This window comes from Micromonospora sp. NPDC050686 (assembly GCF_040654475.1).
Taxonomy (GTDB): domain Bacteria; phylum Actinomycetota; class Actinomycetes; order Mycobacteriales; family Micromonosporaceae; genus Micromonospora.
Genome location: NZ_JBFAID010000010.1, coordinates 73,266 through 90,650, shown reverse-complemented (window position 1 = coordinate 90,650; position 17,385 = coordinate 73,266). Strand labels below are relative to the sequence as shown.

General features: G+C 75.9%; 13 protein-coding genes and 1 pseudogene. 10 read left to right on the top strand and 4 right to left on the bottom strand.

What is annotated here, in order from left to right; all coding sequences use genetic code 11:
- The first annotated feature begins 136 nt into the window (after positions 1–136).
- The 3 genes from AB0H57_RS10640 (at position 137) to AB0H57_RS10630 (ending at position 4,938) form a co-directional block, all read left to right on the top strand.
- A complete protein-coding gene (locus tag AB0H57_RS10640) occupies positions 137–1,975 on the top strand; it encodes a GTPase domain-containing protein (protein WP_357504860.1) in 1,839 nt (612 codons plus the stop codon).
- Positions 1,976–1,992: 17 nt separating this feature from the next.
- Entirely contained in the window at positions 1,993–3,660 is a 1,668-nt protein-coding gene (locus AB0H57_RS10635) for a GTPase (RefSeq protein ID WP_357504938.1), read from the top strand.
- A 75-nt stretch (positions 3,661–3,735) separates the two neighbouring features.
- Positions 3,736–4,938 carry a hypothetical protein gene (locus tag AB0H57_RS10630; RefSeq protein WP_357504858.1) on the top strand — a complete coding sequence of 401 codons (1,203 nt, stop codon included), beginning with the start codon at positions 3,736–3,738 and terminating at the stop codon, positions 4,936–4,938.
- 70 nt (positions 4,939–5,008) lie between these two features.
- Here the strand turns inward: AB0H57_RS10630 and AB0H57_RS10625 are convergent, their stop codons facing one another.
- The gene (locus AB0H57_RS10625) at positions 5,009–5,920 is read right to left on the bottom strand and encodes a hypothetical protein (RefSeq protein WP_357504856.1); all 912 of its coding nucleotides are present in this window, start codon (positions 5,918–5,920) and stop codon (positions 5,009–5,011) included.
- Positions 5,917–6,987: an SPFH domain-containing protein gene (locus AB0H57_RS10620; RefSeq protein WP_357504854.1), complete on the bottom strand. Its 1,071-nt coding sequence runs from the start codon at positions 6,985–6,987 to the stop codon at positions 5,917–5,919. Before AB0H57_RS10620 ends, AB0H57_RS10625 begins: the two co-directional genes overlap by 4 nt.
- 76 nt (positions 6,988–7,063) lie before the next feature.
- Between AB0H57_RS10620 and AB0H57_RS10615 the strand changes: the two genes are divergently transcribed.
- Positions 7,064–7,750: an NUDIX domain-containing protein gene (locus AB0H57_RS10615; RefSeq protein ID WP_357504852.1), complete on the top strand. Its 687-nt coding sequence runs from the start codon at positions 7,064–7,066 to the stop codon at positions 7,748–7,750.
- Between the two features lie 17 nt (positions 7,751–7,767).
- Here the strand turns inward: AB0H57_RS10615 and AB0H57_RS10610 are convergent, their stop codons facing one another.
- The gene (locus tag AB0H57_RS10610; protein ID WP_357504850.1) at positions 7,768–8,046 is read right to left on the bottom strand and encodes a hypothetical protein; all 279 of its coding nucleotides are present in this window, start codon (positions 8,044–8,046) and stop codon (positions 7,768–7,770) included.
- 94 nt (positions 8,047–8,140) lie between these two features.
- Here AB0H57_RS10610 and AB0H57_RS10605 point away from each other — a divergent pair, with 94 nt between their 5' ends.
- From AB0H57_RS10605 to AB0H57_RS10580, 6 genes are all read left to right on the top strand, one after another.
- Entirely contained in the window at positions 8,141–8,845 is a 705-nt protein-coding gene (locus AB0H57_RS10605; protein WP_357504848.1) for a hypothetical protein, read from the top strand.
- Between the two features lie 670 nt (positions 8,846–9,515).
- The gene (pdhA, locus tag AB0H57_RS10600; protein ID WP_357504846.1) at positions 9,516–10,688 is read left to right on the top strand and encodes a pyruvate dehydrogenase (acetyl-transferring) E1 component subunit alpha; all 1,173 of its coding nucleotides are present in this window, start codon (positions 9,516–9,518) and stop codon (positions 10,686–10,688) included.
- Complete coding sequence (locus tag AB0H57_RS10595) at positions 10,688–11,677, top strand: alpha-ketoacid dehydrogenase subunit beta (RefSeq protein WP_357504844.1); 990 nt, start codon at positions 10,688–10,690, stop codon at positions 11,675–11,677. Before pdhA ends, AB0H57_RS10595 begins: the two co-directional genes overlap by 1 nt.
- Before the next feature lie 5 nt (positions 11,678–11,682).
- Complete coding sequence (locus AB0H57_RS10590) at positions 11,683–13,173, top strand: dihydrolipoamide acetyltransferase family protein (protein ID WP_357504936.1); 1,491 nt, start codon at positions 11,683–11,685, stop codon at positions 13,171–13,173.
- 223 nt (positions 13,174–13,396) lie between these two features.
- Entirely contained in the window at positions 13,397–13,534 is a 138-nt protein-coding gene (locus AB0H57_RS10585) for a hypothetical protein (protein ID WP_357504842.1), read from the top strand.
- Positions 13,535–13,869: 335 nt separating this feature from the next.
- Entirely contained in the window at positions 13,870–16,626 is a 2,757-nt protein-coding gene (locus AB0H57_RS10580) for a hypothetical protein (RefSeq protein ID WP_357504840.1), read from the top strand.
- Positions 16,627–16,939: 313 nt separating this feature from the next.
- Here AB0H57_RS10580 and thyX read toward each other — a convergent pair.
- Positions 16,940–17,026, bottom strand: a pseudogene (thyX, locus tag AB0H57_RS10575) (FAD-dependent thymidylate synthase); the annotation flags it as partial.
- Between the last annotated feature and the right edge of the window lie 359 nt (positions 17,027–17,385).

The window sequence follows — 17,385 nt, the reverse complement described above, 5'->3', positions numbered from 1 at the left end:
CACAAGTTGAGTGAACTTGACTCAATAGTGCCACGGCTCCCGCAAACCGCAAGTCGAGGTTGAGTCAACCCGACGCAACCCGACCGTTATTACCGTCCGGTTGTCTTCCCTTGCATCGGTCGGGCACGCTTTAGCGGTGACGACGCACGGCGATTCCGCCACCGCACCGGGCACGCCCGCCGTCGCCGCCCGCACCGGCTCGTCGGAGGGCCCGATCGGCGACACCGGCGAGGGCCTGCCCGCCGCGCTGACCGGCCTGCGGGCCGCGATCGGCGCGGCGCGGTTCCCGCTCGTGCTGCCCTCGGCCGAACCAGCCCGGCGCACCGCCACCGGCCTCACCGACCAGCTCGACGACTACCTGCTACCCCGGCTGGCCCGGCTCGACGCCCCGCTGCTGGTGGTGGTCGGCGGCTCCACCGGCGCCGGCAAGTCGACCCTGGTCAACAGCCTGGTGCAGGCCCGGGTGAGCGCCGCCGGGGTGCTCCGCCCCACCACCCGCTCCCCGGTGCTGGTCTGCAACCCGGCCGACTCCGGCTGGTTCCGCCAGGGCGATCTGCTGCCCGGCCTCACCCGCACCAACGAGCCCAGCGAGGACCCGGGCACCCTGCACCTGGTCACCGCGCCCGCGCTGCCGGCCGGGCTGGCCTTCCTCGACGCCCCCGACATCGACTCGGTGGTCGACGCCAACCGGGCCCTGGCGGGCCAGTTGCTGGCCGCCGCCGACCTCTGGCTCTTCGTCACCACCGCCGCCCGGTACGCCGACGCGGTCCCCTGGGAGCTGCTGCGCAGCGCCCGGGCCCGGGGCGCGGTGATCGCCATGGTGCTCGACCGGGTGCCGCCGGAGGCGACCGACGAGATCGCCGCCCACCTGTCCGAGATGCTCGCCGCCCAGGGTCTCGACACGGCCCCGCTCTTCGTCCTCCCCGAGACCTGGGTGGACGGGCAGGGGCTGCTGCCAGAGAAGGTCACCGCGCCGCTGGGCGCCTGGTTCGCCCGGCTCGCCGCCGACGCCGACGCGCGGGCCGCGGTGGTCCGGCAGACCCTGGACGGTGCACTGGCCGCGCTGCATCCGGCCGTGGCCGGCCTGGCCGACGCCGCCGATGAGCAGCTGGCCGCCGCCGACGCGCTGGACGAGCGGGTCCGGGCCGCGTACCGGTCGGCCCACCGCACCGTCGAGCAGGGGCTCTCCGACGGCCGGCTGCTGCGCGGCGAGGTGCTGGCCCGCTGGCAGGAGTTCGTCGGCACCGGTGAGTTCTTCCGCACCCTGGAGGCGCGGATCGGCCGGTGGCGGGACCGGCTGGTCGCCGCGGTGACCGGGCGCCCCGCGCCCGCCGACGAGCTTTCCAACGCCATCGAGTCGCAGTTGGTCACCCTGCTGCGCGGGGTCGCCGCGGAGGCCGCCGAGAACGCGTACACCGGGTGGAAGGCGCACCCGGCGGGCGCCGCGCTGCTCGACGAGCCGCTGGCCCACCCGGCCGGGGACCTGCCCGCCCGGGCCGAGCGGCTGATCCGGGACTGGCAGCGCGGGGTGCTGGACCTGGTCCGGGCCGAGGGCGGCGACCGGCGGTTCGTGGCGCGCACCGCGGCGTACGCGGTCAACGCCACCGGGCTGGCCGTGATGATCGCGGTCTTCGCCTCCACCGCGTTCATCCCGACCGGGCTGGAGGTGGCCACCGGGGCCGGCACCACGGTCGCCGCCCAGGCCGTGCTCCAGGCGATCTTCGGCGACCAGGCCGTCCGTACCCTCGCCAGCAAGGCCCGCGCGGACCTGCTCGACCGGGTACGCGGCCTGCTGGACGAGGAGGCCGAGCGCTTCCTCGGCCGCACCGCGGCCGCCCGGCCGCCCGCCGACACGGGCGAGGCCCTGCGCGCGGTCGCCGAGCGGGTCGAGGTCGCCCGGCACCGCAGCGGCCTGACCCGGGCCGACGGCGACGCCCGGCCCGACCGGACGGCTCGTGAGGGTGGCGCCCGGTGACCAACTTCGTCGACCGGATGCGCGAGGCGTTCCGGGGTGACCAGCGGGTCGACGCCGACGAGCTGGTCGCCCGCCTCGACGCGGTACGCCGCTTCCTCGACGCGGTGGACGGCCAACTGCCCGACCGGCAACTGGTCCCCGCGCACACCGTGGTCGAGCGGGCCGGCACCCGGCTGGAGCTGTCCCGCGACCACACCGTCGTCGCCCTGGCCGGTGCCACCGGCAGCGGCAAGTCCAGCCTGTTCAACGCCCTCGCCCGGCTGGAGCTGTCTCCGGTCGGCGTGCGCCGGCCGACCACCGGCGTGGCGCACGCCTGCGTCTGGGGTCCGCTGGACGGGGCCAACCGGCTGCTGGACTGGGTCGGCGTGCTGCCCCGGCACCGGTTCGTCCGGGAGAGCGCGCTCGACGCCGACGACGAGTCCGACCTGCACGGGCTGGTCCTGCTCGACCTGCCCGACTTCGACTCCGTGCAGCAGTCGCACCGGCTGGAGGTGGACCGGCTGCTCGGCCTGGTCGACCTGGTGGTCTGGGTGGTCGACCCGCAGAAGTACGCCGACCGGGTGATCCACACCAGCTACCTGCGCGAGTTCCACCGGCACAAGGACGTGACGCTGGTGGTGCTGAACCAGGCCGACCGGCTGCCGCCGGCCGAGCTGCCCCGGGTGCTGGCGGACCTGCGCCGGCTGCTCGACGCGGACGGGCTGGACGGGGTCCCGCTGCTGTCCACCGTGGCGGTGGAACCGGCCGGGCTGGCCGGGCTGCGGGCGGCGCTGGAACGCGCGGTCGCTGAGCGGCAGGCGGCGCTGCGCCGGCTCTCCGGCGACGTGGACGCCGTGGTCACCGAGCTGTCCGAGCTGGTGGGCGCCGACGCGCCCGACGCCGGGCCGGAGGATGCGGCCACCCGGGAGCTGAACCGCGCCCTGGCCGGCGCGGCCGGGGTGCCGGCGGTGGCGGACGCGGTGCGGGCGGCGTACCGGCACCGGGCGGTGGGCTCGACCGGCTGGCCGCTGGTGCGCGGCTGGCGGAAGCTGCGGCCTGATCCGCTGCGCCGGCTGCACCTGCCCGGCGGCCCCGCCCCGGCCGCCGACGCGCCGGCGGAGAGCCTGGTCGCGGCCACCTCCGTACCCGATCCAACCGCCGCCCAGCGCTCGGCGCTCGGGCTGGCCGTCCGGTCGGTGGCCGACCGCGCCGGCGCCGGGCTGCCGGCGCCCTGGCCGGGCGCGGTGACCACCGCCGCCCGGTCCCGCCTCGGCGACCTGCCGGACGCGCTGGACCGCGCGGTCGCCGGCACCGACCTGGGGATGGACCGCCGGCCGGTGTGGTGGCGGCTCGTCGGCGGCCTCCAGTGGCTGGTCACCCTCGCGGCGGTCGCCGGGCTGGGCTGGCTGCTCCTCGGCTACGCGCTGCGCGCGCTCGGCCTGCCCCCGCTGGACAATCCGCGGGTCGGCGAGGTGCCGCTGCCGACCCTGCTGCTGCTCGGCGGTCTGCTCGCCGGGCTGCTGCTGGCGGCCCTGGCCCGGCCGGTGATCGGCTGGGCCGCGCGCCGGGCCCGGCGGCGGGCGGAGCGGCGGCTCACCGGCGCGGTCGCCACCGTGGGCGACGGGTACGTGCTCGCCCCGGTCCGCGACGTGCTGGCCCGCTACCGGCGGGCCCGGGAGGCGCTCCGGGACGCCGCTCGCCGCTGATCGTCGCCCGCGCCGCAGCGACCCGGGCCGACCGCTGCACTGGCGATCACGGCGACCCGGCGTAGGGTCGGTGCCATGGCCACGCCCCAGACTCCCTACGAGGCGGTGCTGCACGCCGCCCGCGACGTGACCAGGCTGGACTGCGCCCTCGACGCGGAGATGCTCGGCACCGCCCTGCTCGGCAGCGTGTACGCGGTCGCCGAACACGACCGCGACACCGCGCTGCGCGAGTTCGTCGCGGGCTTCCTGGTCGCCACCGCGCGGCGGCGCAGCGCCGCCGCCGCCACCATCCGCTCGGTCTTCGCCGCGCTGGTGCCCGAAGCCGAGGGGGCCGGCCGGGTCCGCGCCGGCGCGCTGGCGCCCGCCTGGGCCGGCCAGCTCGGCCGGGTCCGGCTCACCGGCGCCTGGTGCTACGGCGACGTGTACGGCGACCAGACCTCCTGGTTGGCCACCTTCGCCTACGACGACGAGGAGGGCGGCCCGGAGCACGCACTGGTGGCCCTCGTCGACCACAACATCGGCATCGCCAAGGACATCTTCGTCGGCGGTCCCGCCGGCCGGGTGGTCGAACAGGCCCGGGAACTCTGCACCGCCGACGAGCTGACCTGGTTCCGCGAGGAGGACCCGGCCCGGATGCGGGCGGAGGTCTCCCGCCACCTGGCCGTCACCGACGACCTCGAGGAGCTGCCGGCCGAGGGCTCACTCGCCACCGACCGGGCCCTGGCCGGCGCCCGGCTGGCGCTGCTGCCGGCGGGGCCGATGCCCGCGCTGCCGGCGCCGCCGGAGGTCGACCGGGCGGCCCTGGTCCGCGCCTTCCTCGCCGCGCCCGAGGCGGCCCGGTTCGGGCTGGACGCGGTGGACGGCGACGACCTGGCCTCGCTGCACTTCTGCCTCGGCCTGCTGCTGGACCACGCGGCGACCTTCCCCGACGCGGACCCGCTGCGGTGGAGCCCGATGGTCGCCGAGCTGTTCCTGCTGGACTGGGTGCACCGCCGGGCGGTGCTGGACATGGACGACGCGGCCCTGCTGCCCCGGGTGCTGCGCGGCTGGGCGGCGTACACGGCCCGGCTGCGAGGGCTGCCGGCGCGGGCGGCGGCCGACACCGACCGGGCGATCGAGGAGCTGGTGCCGGAGTTCGCCCGCCTCTACAGCACCGGTGAGCGGCGCAGCCCGGCCACCGCCGCCGTCGCCCAGTTGATGGCCGACGGCGTCGACCCCGACGACCCCGCCGCCCTCAATGCCTGGATCGAGGCCAACCGCCACCGCCTCACCGACTGAGGTGCAAGGAGGGGCCCCCGCTCAACGCATTCGGTATAGGCGGGGACCCCTCCCAACACCTCTGGTCGGCTCACGGCTCGACGAGGGTGAGGTGGCGGGGGGAGACGTCGACCGTCAGGCGCTGACCCCAGGCGAGGCAGAGTCGGTCGGCCTCCAGTCCGTCGGCGAACGCGACCAGGCCGTCGGACTCGGCGACGATCTCCAGCCGCCCAGCCTGGTCCAGCCGGCCGGCGGTGAGGCTCACCCCGGTCACCGGGGACGGCCACGCCTCCCGGACGTACCAGCAGAGCGCCGCCTCCTCCGGGGCGGGCGGCCGCGGCGCACCCGGACGGTCCCGCGCGATGGACGCGCACCAGCCGGTCGCCCCCGTACCGCTGCCGACCACCACCCCGGAGGAGGAGTGCCGTTCCCGCCGTGCCCGCCCCGCCACGGGCACGGTGAGCTGGTAGCGGGCCGACTGGTGGGCGGCGTGCCCGACGTACACCTCGTTGAGGCCGACCAGTTCCTGCCCGTCGTCGAGCGCGGCCCGGACCATGGTCCGGGCGCGGGTGGCCGCGGTGCCGGCGGCCACCGCGGGCAGCAGCCCGGCGAGCTGGCCGGCGGTGAACCGGACCAGCACCCCGGCATTGCGGCCGGGCTCCGGGTCGACCCCGATCACCGGCTGCCGGTCCAGGTACTTCGCCACGTTGGCGACCAGCCCGTCCGGCCCGACCGCGACCACCACGTCCTCCGGTCCGAAGAGGAACCGGGGCAGGTCGGCGCGGTCCACCGCACCGCGCCGCCAGTCGGCCGGGACGGCGGCGCCGACCGTGGTCAGCGCCGCCTGAAGGGCGTCGTGCCGGTCGACGGCCTCCGCCAGGTCCCGGCCCCGCTCGCGCAGGTACCAGGCCGCGGCCGCCCGGGTGCCGTGCCGGGCCAGCAGCTCGTCCAACTCGCTGCGCCGGCTCACCACGACCACCCGGGGCGCCAGGGTCGCGCTCATCGCGTCGCCGCGGGCCCGGCCAGCCGGGCCAGCAGGTCGGTCACCACGTCGGGGGTGACGGTGAGCTGCCCGATCTGCGGGAGCCGGCCGGCGATCTCCCGTACGGTCAGGGCTCGCAGCACCTCCGGCGGCAGTTCGGCGTACGCGGCCAGCTTCGCCGCCTCCGCCTCGGCCTCCGCGTGCCCGACCACCCGTACGCCGTCGGCCCGTGCGGCGGTCAGCGCCCGCTCCTTCTCCGCCTCGGCGGCGGCGAGCACCCGGGCCCGCTCGGCCGCCGCCGCGTTCGCGACCTTCTCCCGCTCCGCCTTGCCCTGCGCGGCGGCCAGCTCGGCGGCGGCGTCCAGCTCGGCCCGGCGGCGGCTGTTCGCCCCGTGCTGCTCGACCAACTGCTGCTCCCGGCGGGCCAGCTCGATCTTGTTCTGCAGCTCGTTCTCGGCGATCGAGCGTTCCTGCTCGACAGCCTGCGCGCGGCGGGCGTACGTGGCCCGGTCGGCGTTGACCTGGACCGCCTCCCGGGTGGGCGTCTGCAACGCCCGTTCCAGCTCGGGCTCGGGGCGGATGGCGACCACCCGGGCGCTGACCACCGCCACGCCCAGCTCGGCCAGGCGCGGTTCGTCGCCGAGCGCGGTGGCGACCGCCTCACGGACCGGCGCGACGGTGGTCAGCGCCTCGGCGAGCGGCATCCGGGCCAGCAGGTCGAGCGCCGGCTGCTGGGCCAGCTCGGCCAGCAGGGTGGCCATCTGGTCGAGCGGCCGGGACCGGGCCTTGCCGGTGCGCGGGTCGATGGAGAAGTCCAGCCGGTCGGCCGCGCGGGCCGGGTCGGCCACCCGGTAAGTAACGGTCGCCTGCACGGTGATGTCGGCGAAGTCGCCGGTGCGCGCGTGGAACAGCAGCGGCAGCTCCCGGTCGTCCACCGGCACCTCGCTGAGCACGGCGTTCAGCGGGCGGTACCAGAAGGAGAGCCCGACGCCCGCCCGCCGGACCCGGCCGCCGACCCCGAGCCGTACCCAGGTGGTCGGCGTGCCCCGCAGGTGCCGCAGGAACAGTCGCCTCGAAACGTCCGCCATGGTTCTCACCCTCCCCTTTTTCGTCATCACGACGATAACCACTCTGGTACGTTATCGTCAAGGTGGTGATAAAGAGATGGCCGAGTACCCGCCGTTCGCGGTGACCGTCGACCTGGTGGTGCTGACCGTCCGCGCGGACGAGCTGGCCGTGCTGCTGGTCCGCCGGGGCGTCCCGCCGTACGAGGGGGCCTGGGCGCTGCCCGGCGGCTTCGTCGGCGTCGACGAGGACCTGCCCGACGCGGCCGCTCGCGAGCTGGCCGAGGAGACCGGCCTACCCGAGCCGGCCGGGCACCTGGAGCAACTTGGCACGTACGGCCGGCCGGGCCGGGACCCGCGCGGCCGGGTGGTGACCGTGGCCTGGCTGGCGCTGCTGCCCGACCTGCCGGCCCCGGTCGCCGGCACCGACGCGGCCGCCGCCGAGTGGGTCCCGGTCGCCGGGCTCGGCCGGCGGCGGCTCGCCTTCGACCACGACCGGATCCTGGCCGACGGGCTGGAACGCGCCCGGGCCAAGCTGGAGTACACCCCACTCGCCACGGCCTTCTGCCCGGCCGAGTTCACCGTGGCGCAGCTGCGCACGGTCTACGAGACGGTCTGGGGCACCCGGCTCGACCCGCGCAATTTCCACCGCAAGGTCACCGGCACCCCGGGCTTCGTGACGCCGGTCGGCCGGTCCACCGAGGGCGAGCGCGGCCGGCCCGCGCAACTCTTCCGGCGCGGCCCGGCCACCCTGCTGCACCCGCCGATGCTCCGCCAACAGCGCTAGCCCGCCCGACCCGGCGGTCAGCGGCTCGCCGCCGCCTCCGGGGAGACGGACGCGGCGGAGCGGGACGGCCAGACCGGCACGGCGGAGCGGGACGGCCAGACCGGCACGGCGGAGCGGGACGGCCAGACCGGCGCGGCGGAGCGGGACGGCCAGACCGGCGCGGCGGAGCGGGACGGCCAGACCGGCGCGGCGGAGCGGGACGGCCAGACCGGCACGGCGGAGCGGGACGGCCGGACCGGCACGGCGGAGCGGGACGGCCGGACCGGCACGGCGGAGCGGGACGGCCGGACCGGCACGGCGGAGCGCTGCGGCGACGGGCTCGGAACGGCCGTCGGCGGGACGGCCGTCGGGGTGGGGTGCGGTGCGGGCGTCCGGTCGGGATCGGCGCCGGTGGCCGTCGCGCTCGGTGCGCCGGTGGCCGTCGGGGACGGACCGGCGGACGTCGGCGAGCCGTCGGGGCCGCCGGTGGTCGGCTCGGGGTCCGCGCCGGGTTCGGACGACGTCGCGCTCGGCTCGGCGGTGGCGCCCGGCCCGGACGTGGCGCCCGGCCCGGACGTGGCGCTCGGCCCGGACGTGGCGCTCGGCCCGGACGTGGCGCTCGGCCCGGACGTCGGCGGGGCGGACGAGGTGGGTGACGGCTTCGTGATGGGCCGGGGCGACCGGCTGGGCGACAGGGTCGGCACGGGCCGGATCGGTGGCGGGACGGTCGACCGGCTCGGCGAGGGGAGCGGCGCCCGGCCGGCCGGCGGCGCGGTACGGCCCGGCGCCACCGGGGCGGCCGGTGGCACCACCCGCCTCGGTTCGGGCCCGACGGGCGGCCGCACCGCGGGGACGTCGGCCGCCGGCGGCAGGATGGGCGGCACCAGCGGGACCGGGCCGGTCGGCTCCGCCGGCACGGTCCGGCTGGGCGCGGGCAGGGGCGGCTGGCCGGTGGCGGGCGGTTGGATCACCACCGGCCCGACGGACGGGGTCGGGAGGAACGGGGTGCCGTTGCCCGGCAGCGCCGTGCCGCCGACCGTCGCCGAGCCGGCGCTGAAGGCGGCGAGGATCGGCATCGACGCGGTGCCGGCGAGCAGGGCCACGGTGAGCAGGTAGCCGCGGGCGGGGGCGGCCGAACCGGGTGCGCGGTGCGCGCCGATCATCCGGCGGTAACCCGGACCGGTGCGGTGCTGGCCGAGTCGGGGGACACCCGGACCGTCAGCTGGCTCGGACACCGGCACGCTCCTCGTCGTCGACACGGGTGGCGATGGGCGCGGGCGGAGCCGCCCACCGCCAACCGGGACATAAACCCCAAAAGGCCCGTCCGGTCGTCACAGCTTGACCCAGTGACGGTCAGTTCACCAGCCACCACCGCGTGTCGACACACAAAATGTCCGTCAGCGCGAAACGTCCACGCGACATCGGGGCGCAGCGCTACCTCGACATCGGCCCGGAAAAGCCGCCGGGACAAAGGCCGTGAGCGGTGCGAAGCAGACAGAAGCCCGACTGGTGGCCGGGCCATATTGTGGGACCGCTCACCCCCTCTGCAATCATTCAGGCACGACGGCAACGCAGCCGCGACCTCCGCGCACCCGCGGCAGGCGTGGACGAGCGCCGGCGCTCCCGAACCGGGTTCGCCCCGACGAACCCGGCTCACGCCGCGCGGCAACCCTCACCGGGGCTAGGCGCGGCCGCCAGGAACCAGCCCGGCACCTGCCGGGCCGGGCAGCACTTGCGCGGACCGGGTCACCCCCGACACCGGCGCAGACACGACAGGGAGAGACGGATGGCAAAGGGCGACCCCGGGGTCACCAGCCGCGGCCGGCGGGCCGCACCCCGCTCCAAGCGAGCCGCCGGTGACCCGGAACTCGTACAGTTGCTGACGCCCGAGGGCGAGCGGATCGAGAGCGCGACCGGACCCGACGGGACCGAGTACCGCGTCGACTTCAGCGACGAGGAGTACCGCGGGCTCTACCGCGACCTGGTCCTGGTCCGCAAGCTCGACGCCGAGGCGACCGCGCTCCAGCGGCAGGGCGAGCTGGGCCTGTGGGCCAGCCTGCTCGGCCAGGAGGCGGCCCAGGTCGGTTCCGGGCGCGCACTGCGTACCCAGGACATGGCCTTCCCGACCTACCGGGAGCACGGCGTCCTCTACTGCCGGGGCATCGACCCGATCATGCCGCTGGGCCTGTTCCGCGGGGTCGACCAGGGCGGCTGGGACCCGAACGAGTTCAAGTTCAACATGTACACGATCGTGATCGGGGCGCAGACCCTGCACGCGACCGGGTACGCCATGGGCGTCGCCATGGACGGCCGGACCGGCACCGAGGACGGCGAGGCGGTGATCGCCTACTTCGGCGACGGCGCCACCAGCCAGGGCGACGTCAACGAGGCCTTCGTCTGGGCCAGCGTCTTCAACGCCCCGCTGGTCTTCTTCTGCCAGAACAACCAGTACGCCATCTCCGAACCGCTGGAGCGGCAGACCCGCGTCCCGCTGTACCGCCGGGCCGGTGGCTTCGGCTTCCCCGGCGTCCGGGTGGACGGCAACGACGTGCTCGCCTCGTACGCGGTGACCCGGCACGCGCTGGACAACGCGCGCAACGGCCAGGGCCCGTCCCTGATCGAGGCGTACACCTACCGGATGGGCGCGCACACCACCTCCGACGACCCGACCCGGTACCGGATCGCCAGCGAGGTCGAGGCCTGGCAGGCCAAGGACCCGATCGCCCGGATGAAGGCGTTCCTGACCCGGCAGCAGATCGTCGACGAGTCGTTCTTCGCCGAGGTCGACGAGCAGGCCCGCACCGAGTCGGTGCACCTGCGGGAGCGGGTGCTCAACATGCCCGACCCGCAGCCGGTCAGCATGTTCGACCACGTCTACCCCAACGGGTCCGCCGAGCTCGACGAGCAGCGGGCCCAGTTCAGCAGGTACCTGGAGTCGTTCGAGGGGAGCGCCCACTGATGGCCACGGAGACGCTCACCCTCGGCAAGGCCCTGAACACCGGCCTGCGCCGGGCCCTGGAGAACGACCCGAAGGTCGTCATCATGGGCGAGGACGTCGGCAAGCTCGGCGGCGTCTTCCGGATCACCGACGGGCTGCAGAAGGACTTCGGCGACCAGCGGGTGATCGACACCCCGCTCGCCGAGTCCGGCATCATCGGCACCGCGGTCGGCCTGGCCATCCGCGGCTACCGGCCGGTCTGCGAGATCCAGTTCGACGGCTTCGTCTACCCGGCGTACGACCAGATCGTGTCGCAGGTGGCGAAGATGCACTACCGCTCGCAGGGCAAGGTCCGGATCCCGATGGTCATCCGGATCCCGTACGGCGGCGGCATCGGCGCGGTCGAGCACCACTCCGAGTCGCCCGAGGCGTACTTCGCGCACACCGCCGGCCTGAAGGTGGTCACCTGCGCGAACCCGCAGGACGCGTACTCGATGATCCAGCAGGCGATCGCCTCGGACGACCCGATCGTCTTCCTGGAGCCGAAGCGGCGCTACTGGGAGAAGGGTCCGGTCGAGCTGGACGCCCCGCTCGCCGACGCGTACCCGCTGCACTCCGCCCGGGTGGTCCGGTCCGGCACCGCCGCCACCGTGCTGGCGTACGGGCCGATGGTCCGGGTCGCGCTGGACGCGGCCACCGCCGCCGCCGAGGACGGCCGGGAGCTGGAGGTCGTCGACCTGCGTACGCTCTCCCCGCTGGACCTGACCGCCGCGTACGAGTCGGTGCGGCGCACCGGCCGTTGCGTGGTCGTCCACGAGGCCCCGGGCAACCTGGGCCTGGGCTCGGAGATCGCCGCCCGGATCACCGAGGAGTGCTTCTACTCCCTGGAGGCCCCGGTGCTGCGCGTCACCGGCTTCGACACCCCCTACCCGGCGTCCCGGGTGGAGGAGGAGTACCTGCCCGACCTCGACCGGGTGCTCGACGCCGTCGACCGCACCTTCGGCTGGTGAGCGGCATGTCGCGGATCAAGGAGTTCAACCTCCCCGACCTGGGCGAGGGCCTGACCGAGGGCGAGATCCTCGCCTGGCTGGTCAAGGTGGGCGACGTCATCGAGCTGAACCAGCCGATCGTCGAGGTGGAGACGGCCAAGGCGGCCGTCGAGATCCCGGCGAAGTGGGCCGGCCAGGTGCGGGCGATCTTCCACCCGGAGGGCAGCACGGTCGAGGTCGGCACGCCGATCATCGCGATCGACACCGACCCGGGCGCCGGCCCGATCGAGGAGTCGACGACGGCCGCCCCGTCGTCGGCACTGCCCACCCCGTCGGCCGCCTCGCTGGCGGCGGTCGAGATCGCGCCCGAGGAGGGCATGGTCGAGCCGGGCCTGATCGGCGGGGCCGCCCCGGGTGGGCGCACCGCCGTGCTGGTCGGCTACGGCCCCCGCACCACTGCGGCCAAGCGCCGCCCGCGCAAGACCGCCCCTTCGCCCCCGACCCAGACGCCGACCCCGCCCACCCCGCCCACTGCCGTCGATCATGCAGTTGGGGTGGGGGACAGAACGCCCCCATCCACCACGATCCCGGCGCCACAAGTTCATGATCGACGCAATGGGGGCGGCCCGGTGCTGGCCAAGCCGCCGGTGCGGAAGCTGGCCAAGGACCTCGGGGTCGACTTGGGCGCGGTGAGCGGGTCGGGGCCGCTGGGCTCGATCACCCGGGAGGACGTACAGCGGGCGGCGAGCGGCACCCCGGTGGTGGCCGAGCCGCTGACGGTGGCCGCGCCGGCCACGGCCGCGGCGGCCTTCGGCGCGGACCGCGAGCAGCGGATCCCGGTCAAGGGGGTACGCAAGCTCACCGCGGAGAACATGGCCCGCTCGGCGTTCACCGCCCCGCACGTGACGGAGTTCCTGACCGTCGACGTGACCCGGGCGATGAAGGCGCTGGACCGGCTCCGCGACCGGCGGGAGTGGCGCGACGTGCGGGTCTCGCCGCTGCTGCTGGTCGCCAAGGCGGTGCTGCTGGCGGTCAAGCGGCACCCGATGGTCAACTCGACGTGGGCCGGCGACGAGATCGTGGTCAAGGAGTACGTCAACCTGGGCATCGCCGCGGCCACCGAGCGCGGCCTGATCGTGCCGAACATCAAGGACGCCGGCCGGCTCTCGCTACGCGAGCTGGCGGACGCGATGACCGGCCTGGTGCAGACCGCGAAGTCGGGGAAGACCTCCCCGGCGGACATGTCCGGCGGCACGCTGACCATCACCAACGTCGGCGTCTTCGGCGTCGACACCGGTACGCCGATCCTGCCCCCGGGCGAGTCGGCGATCCTGGCCTTCGGCGCGGTCCGCGAGCTGCCGTGGGTGCACAAGGGCAAGGTCAAGCCGCGCCTGGTCACCACGCTCGGGCTCTCCTTCGACCACCGGATCATCGACGGTGAGCTGGGGTCGAAGTTCCTGCGCGACGTCGGCGACTTCCTCGCCGACCCGGAGGCGGCGCTGCTCGCCTGGACCTGACGGGTTCCACCGCTCCGGCAACGGCCGGTGTGCCAGGGGTGAACGCCCGGCACACCGGCCGTTGCCGTTGGGCTAACAAAACCTCGGCACAACACCCCCCTTCGCTTACGATCCTTAGGCACGTGGCTCAGCTCACCTAATAATCGATGGCAATCGGCGGCGCCATGCGGTTCAATAGAGACATCGAGGGGCTGACAACCGAATAGCCAGGAGGAGACCCAAGATGAGCATGATCGACCGCATCCGCACCCGCCGTGACGCCAACCGCCGGGCCCGTGCCATCGAGCACGCGCTGCGTTCCGCCAACTCGCCCGCGGTCCGCGAGGAGCTTCTCGCCATCGCCCAGCGTCACATGAGCTGACGCCACACACTTTTCTCCCTCCTCCAGATCGACGACCCGCCCGGCCGCACCGGGCGGGTCGTCGGCGTTTCACCCGGGATTCCACCCTGGCGCACCGACCGGTACGGTGGGGCTCGGCCGCCACCCCGCCGCCTGACGGAGCAGGCCGAGCGGATAGAAGCCGCTCGACACCGTCCGGTGACCCGGAGTGACGACCCGACGCTCCCCGGACGGCCCGGGCGGCCACCGGATACGGTGCGGGGAGCCCGCACGGCCGGAACCGCCGGCGACGCCGGCGCCATGCCGACCCGACCGGGCGGCATCGGTGGCCGACATGTGATGGAGGAGGCGCACCCATGACGTCCGAGGGCCCGCACCGCCCCGGCCAGGAGCCGGACGAGGTGTCGCCGGGCGCCGGCGGACCGGCGCCGTACGGCGATCGCACCGCGCAGCAGAACTCTCCCTACGGGTCCGCTCCCGACCTGGGCTGGGCACCTCCGCCCCCGGGCAACCAGCCGCAGTCGCCGGCCCCGGCGTGGGCCGCGCAGAACGACCAGCCTCCCGCCGCCGCGAACTGGGGCTCGGCGTCGGTTCCGGCCGCCGAGCCGACCCCGCCCGGCACCTGGGGGCCCTCGGGTGGCACCTCGCAGGCCGCCTGGGCCAGTCAGCAGGAGCAGAGCGGCGCGTGGGCCGCCGGTGGCCCGCCGGCCGTCGACCAGGGCGAGCCGGCCTGGGCGCAACCGGCCGAGCCGGCCCCGCCCGCCTGGCCCCAGGCCCAGCCCGCCGCGCGCGGCGCGGCCCAGGTGCCCTCGCCCGCCAACCCGTCCCCCGGCACCTGGACCGGGCCGGACGACGCCGCCCAGTCCGGCGGCTGGCCGGCCACCCCCGACGATCCGGCCCGCTCCGGCGGCTGGCCGGCCCCCGCCGGGCAGGGCGAACCAGCGCAGCCGGACGGCTGGAACGCCGCCCCCGACGACGCGGCCCGCTCCGGCGGCTGGCCGGCCCCGGCCGGGCCGGACGTCGCGGCCCAGCCCGGCGGCTGGGACCAGCCAGCCGGCGCGCAGGACGAGCCGGCCCGCACCGGCGGCTGGCCCGCCGAGGCCCGCAACGACGACCCCGCCCACTCCGGCGGCTGGCCCGCCGAGGCCCGGCAGGACGACCAGCCCTGGGGGCAGCCGGCCGAGCCGGCCCCGGCCGCCTGGCCGCAGGCCCAGCCCGCCGCCCGCGGTGCCGCCCAGGTGCCGCCGCCCGTGCAGGACCCCGGGCCGGACGACCCGGAGCGGTCCGGCGGCTGGCACCCGAACGACGGGCACGACGAAGCCGCCAGCTCCGCCGGCTGGGCGGCCGGGCAGGAGGATCCGGCCCGGTCCGGCGGTTGGACCGCCAACGCCGGTTCGGATTCGGCCGGCGGCTGGCCGGCCGACGCCCGCGAAGACGACCCGGCGCGATCCGGCGGCTGGCCCGCCGAGGCCCGCGAACAGGACCCGGCGCGATCCGGCGGCTGGCCCGCCGAGGCCCGCGAACAGGACCCGGCGCAGTCCGGCGGCTGGTCCGCCGACGCTCGACAGGACGACGCCGGCCGCTCCGGCGGCTGGGACGGCGCGGCGCAGGACGACTCGGCGACCTCGGGCGGCTGGGCGGCGGCGGCCGGATCGCCGCCGGGCGACCGCCCCGAGAACACCGGCTGGGCGCAGCCGGAACCGACGTCCGCGCCGCCGGTCCGGGCCGCCGCGGCGGTCGCCGGCAGCGACGGCCCGCCCGCCTGGGGTGGGCCGGCCGGGGACGGCGGCGGGCAGTGGGGCGCCGAGCGGTCCGGCCAGCCGGCCGCCGCGGAGGTCGAGCCGTGGACCCCCGGTGAGGCGTGGGGCCGCCAGGGGGCCGAGCCGGCCCCCGACAACGGTTGGGAGGCGCGCCGGGCCGATGAGCCGCCGGCCTACCAGCCGGGACCGGCACCGGGCATCTCCGCCGCCAACGCGGTGCCGTTGCCGCCGCAGGAGCAGCGGGTGCCGGGGGCGAGCCTCGCCGCCGCGCCACCGGCCGACTACCAGCCGCCCGCCCAGTACGGCCCCTTCGAGCAGCCCGGCCGCGACGACGCCGGCCACCCGAGTGACCAGGCCGGCTGGCCCGGCCCGGAGACGTCCCGGGACGAACCGCAGTCCCCCGCCGCCCCGCTGGTGCCGGGCCCGCGTACCTCGCCGGAGGCCGGTTCGGCCAGCGCCTCCGGCAGCGCCTCGGTGCCGATGGCCAGCCGGGTGCTGCCGCCGGCCGACCAGCCGCTGCCCGGCGGCAACCCGCCGCCGCAGCCCCGGGTGTACGGCCGGCCGGCCCGTCCGGAGCCGGACGACGAGCCGGGGCAGGGCGAGCCGGGCCACGAGCACGGCGGGCAGCCGCGCTTCGACGACCAGGCCCGTCCGCCGGCCGCGCGGGCGTACGCCGCCGCGGCGGCCATCCCGGCCGGACCGTCCGCCCCGCCGGCCTTCCCGCCCGGCATGCCGGCCTTCGCCGACCCGGCCGGCGACAACCGGCCGGTGAACGGGGTACGCCCGCACGCCGACGAGCGCCCCGGTGACCCGTACCGGGCCGCGGCGCCGGTCGACGGCACCCAGCCGTACGGGCAGCCGCCGGTCGGGGACCAGCAGCACCACCAGGCGGGTTTTTCGCCCGCCTTCCCCGGCCCGCAGCAGCCCGGCCCGGCCTGGGGCGCCGCCCCGCCCGAGCCCGAGCAGGGCCGGTTCGACTCGTTCAAGCCAGTGGCCGCCGAGGCCCAGCCGGAGCAGCCCGCGCCCAAGGTGCGCAACGGCCGGGTACTGGCCCTGGTGCTGCTGGCCGCGGCGCTGATCCTCGGGATCCCGCTCGGCCTGCTGACCCTGCTCGGCAAGATCGGTGGGGACGAGGCCCCGAAGCCGGCGTCCTTCAACCCGGCCGTCGGATCGTGCGTCAAGCAGTCCGGTGCGGGCGCCACCACCGCGGAGTGCGGCGAGGCCGACGCGTTCAAGGTGGTGGCGAGGGTCGCCAGCAAGGACAAGTGCGCCGACCCCGGCCAGCCGCACGTGGTGCTGCCCGGCGACGGCGCCGACCGGGTGCTCTGCCTGAAGAAGGCCGCCGCCAAGTAGTTCCGTCCCGACGGCGGGGCCACGGATCTCCGTGGCCCCGCCGTCGGCGTCCGCGCTGTGATCGAGACCGCTGCGGTGCCGGGCCGCGCCGGGCGGTCCGTCCGGCAGACTGAGGACATGAGCGCACGAGTACGGGCACCCGAGCTGCGCGGTCGGGGCTGGCTGAACACCGGCGGGCGGGACCTCAAGCTTTCCGACCCGCGCGGGAAGATCACTGTTCTCGACTTCTAAACCTGGCACCCGCGCCAACGGGTGTTGATCGCGACGGCACCCGCGCCAACGGGTGCCGTCGTTGTTACTGCCGGCGGGTGTTGCCGCCCTCGGCGTGGGTCGACCAGGGCAGATCGTCGAGAACATGGAACTTCGTCCACGCGATCAGCTTGACCTGGGGCTGCACCATCTCCGGCATTCTTCGGACTGTAGTGGCCACCGCGTCGGTCGGGAAACCTGGGCGCGCCGCCGTGAAGACGCCCACGTTCGCGTTGGACAGACGGGGCTCCATCGAGGCCGGTCGCGACTACGCGCCGCCCGCAGCCGTCGCCTCGTCCTTGCTCAAGTAGGCGAACAAAATGAAGCCTCTCACCGAGGCCACGCCCGGGTGAGAGGCATCCGCCCTTACCCTCTCCGCTTTGACCGCCGTACGGGCACCGCAAGTAGGAACCGCGCGTACAGGTCGCCTACAGGCACGTCCGGAAGGTCATCGACAGCAGCCACGAACAGGCCGGCTAGGTAAACCTGGGCTGTCCACGAGTCGCCGGC

Bases quoted from the DNA above. Each gene is read 5' to 3' on its own strand.
- AB0H57_RS10635 (WP_357504938.1), top strand. From the start codon at position 1,993: ATGCGCGAGGCGTTCCGGGGTGACCAGCGGGTCGACGCCGACGAGCTG.
- AB0H57_RS10630 (WP_357504858.1), top strand. From the start codon at position 3,736: ATGGCCACGCCCCAGACTCCCTACGAGGCGGTGCTGCACGCCGCCCGC.
- AB0H57_RS10625 (WP_357504856.1), bottom strand. From the start codon at position 5,920: ATGAGCGCGACCCTGGCGCCCCGGGTGGTCGTGGTGAGCCGGCGCAGC.
- AB0H57_RS10620 (WP_357504854.1), bottom strand. From the start codon at position 6,987: ATGGCGGACGTTTCGAGGCGACTGTTCCTGCGGCACCTGCGGGGCACG.
- AB0H57_RS10615 (WP_357504852.1), top strand. From the start codon at position 7,064: ATGGCCGAGTACCCGCCGTTCGCGGTGACCGTCGACCTGGTGGTGCTG.
- pdhA (WP_357504846.1), top strand. From the start codon at position 9,516: ATGGCAAAGGGCGACCCCGGGGTCACCAGCCGCGGCCGGCGGGCCGCA.
- AB0H57_RS10595 (WP_357504844.1), top strand. From the start codon at position 10,688: ATGGCCACGGAGACGCTCACCCTCGGCAAGGCCCTGAACACCGGCCTG.
- AB0H57_RS10590 (WP_357504936.1), top strand. From the start codon at position 11,683: ATGTCGCGGATCAAGGAGTTCAACCTCCCCGACCTGGGCGAGGGCCTG.
- AB0H57_RS10585 (WP_357504842.1), top strand. From the start codon at position 13,397: ATGAGCATGATCGACCGCATCCGCACCCGCCGTGACGCCAACCGCCGG.
- AB0H57_RS10580 (WP_357504840.1), top strand. From the start codon at position 13,870: ATGACGTCCGAGGGCCCGCACCGCCCCGGCCAGGAGCCGGACGAGGTG.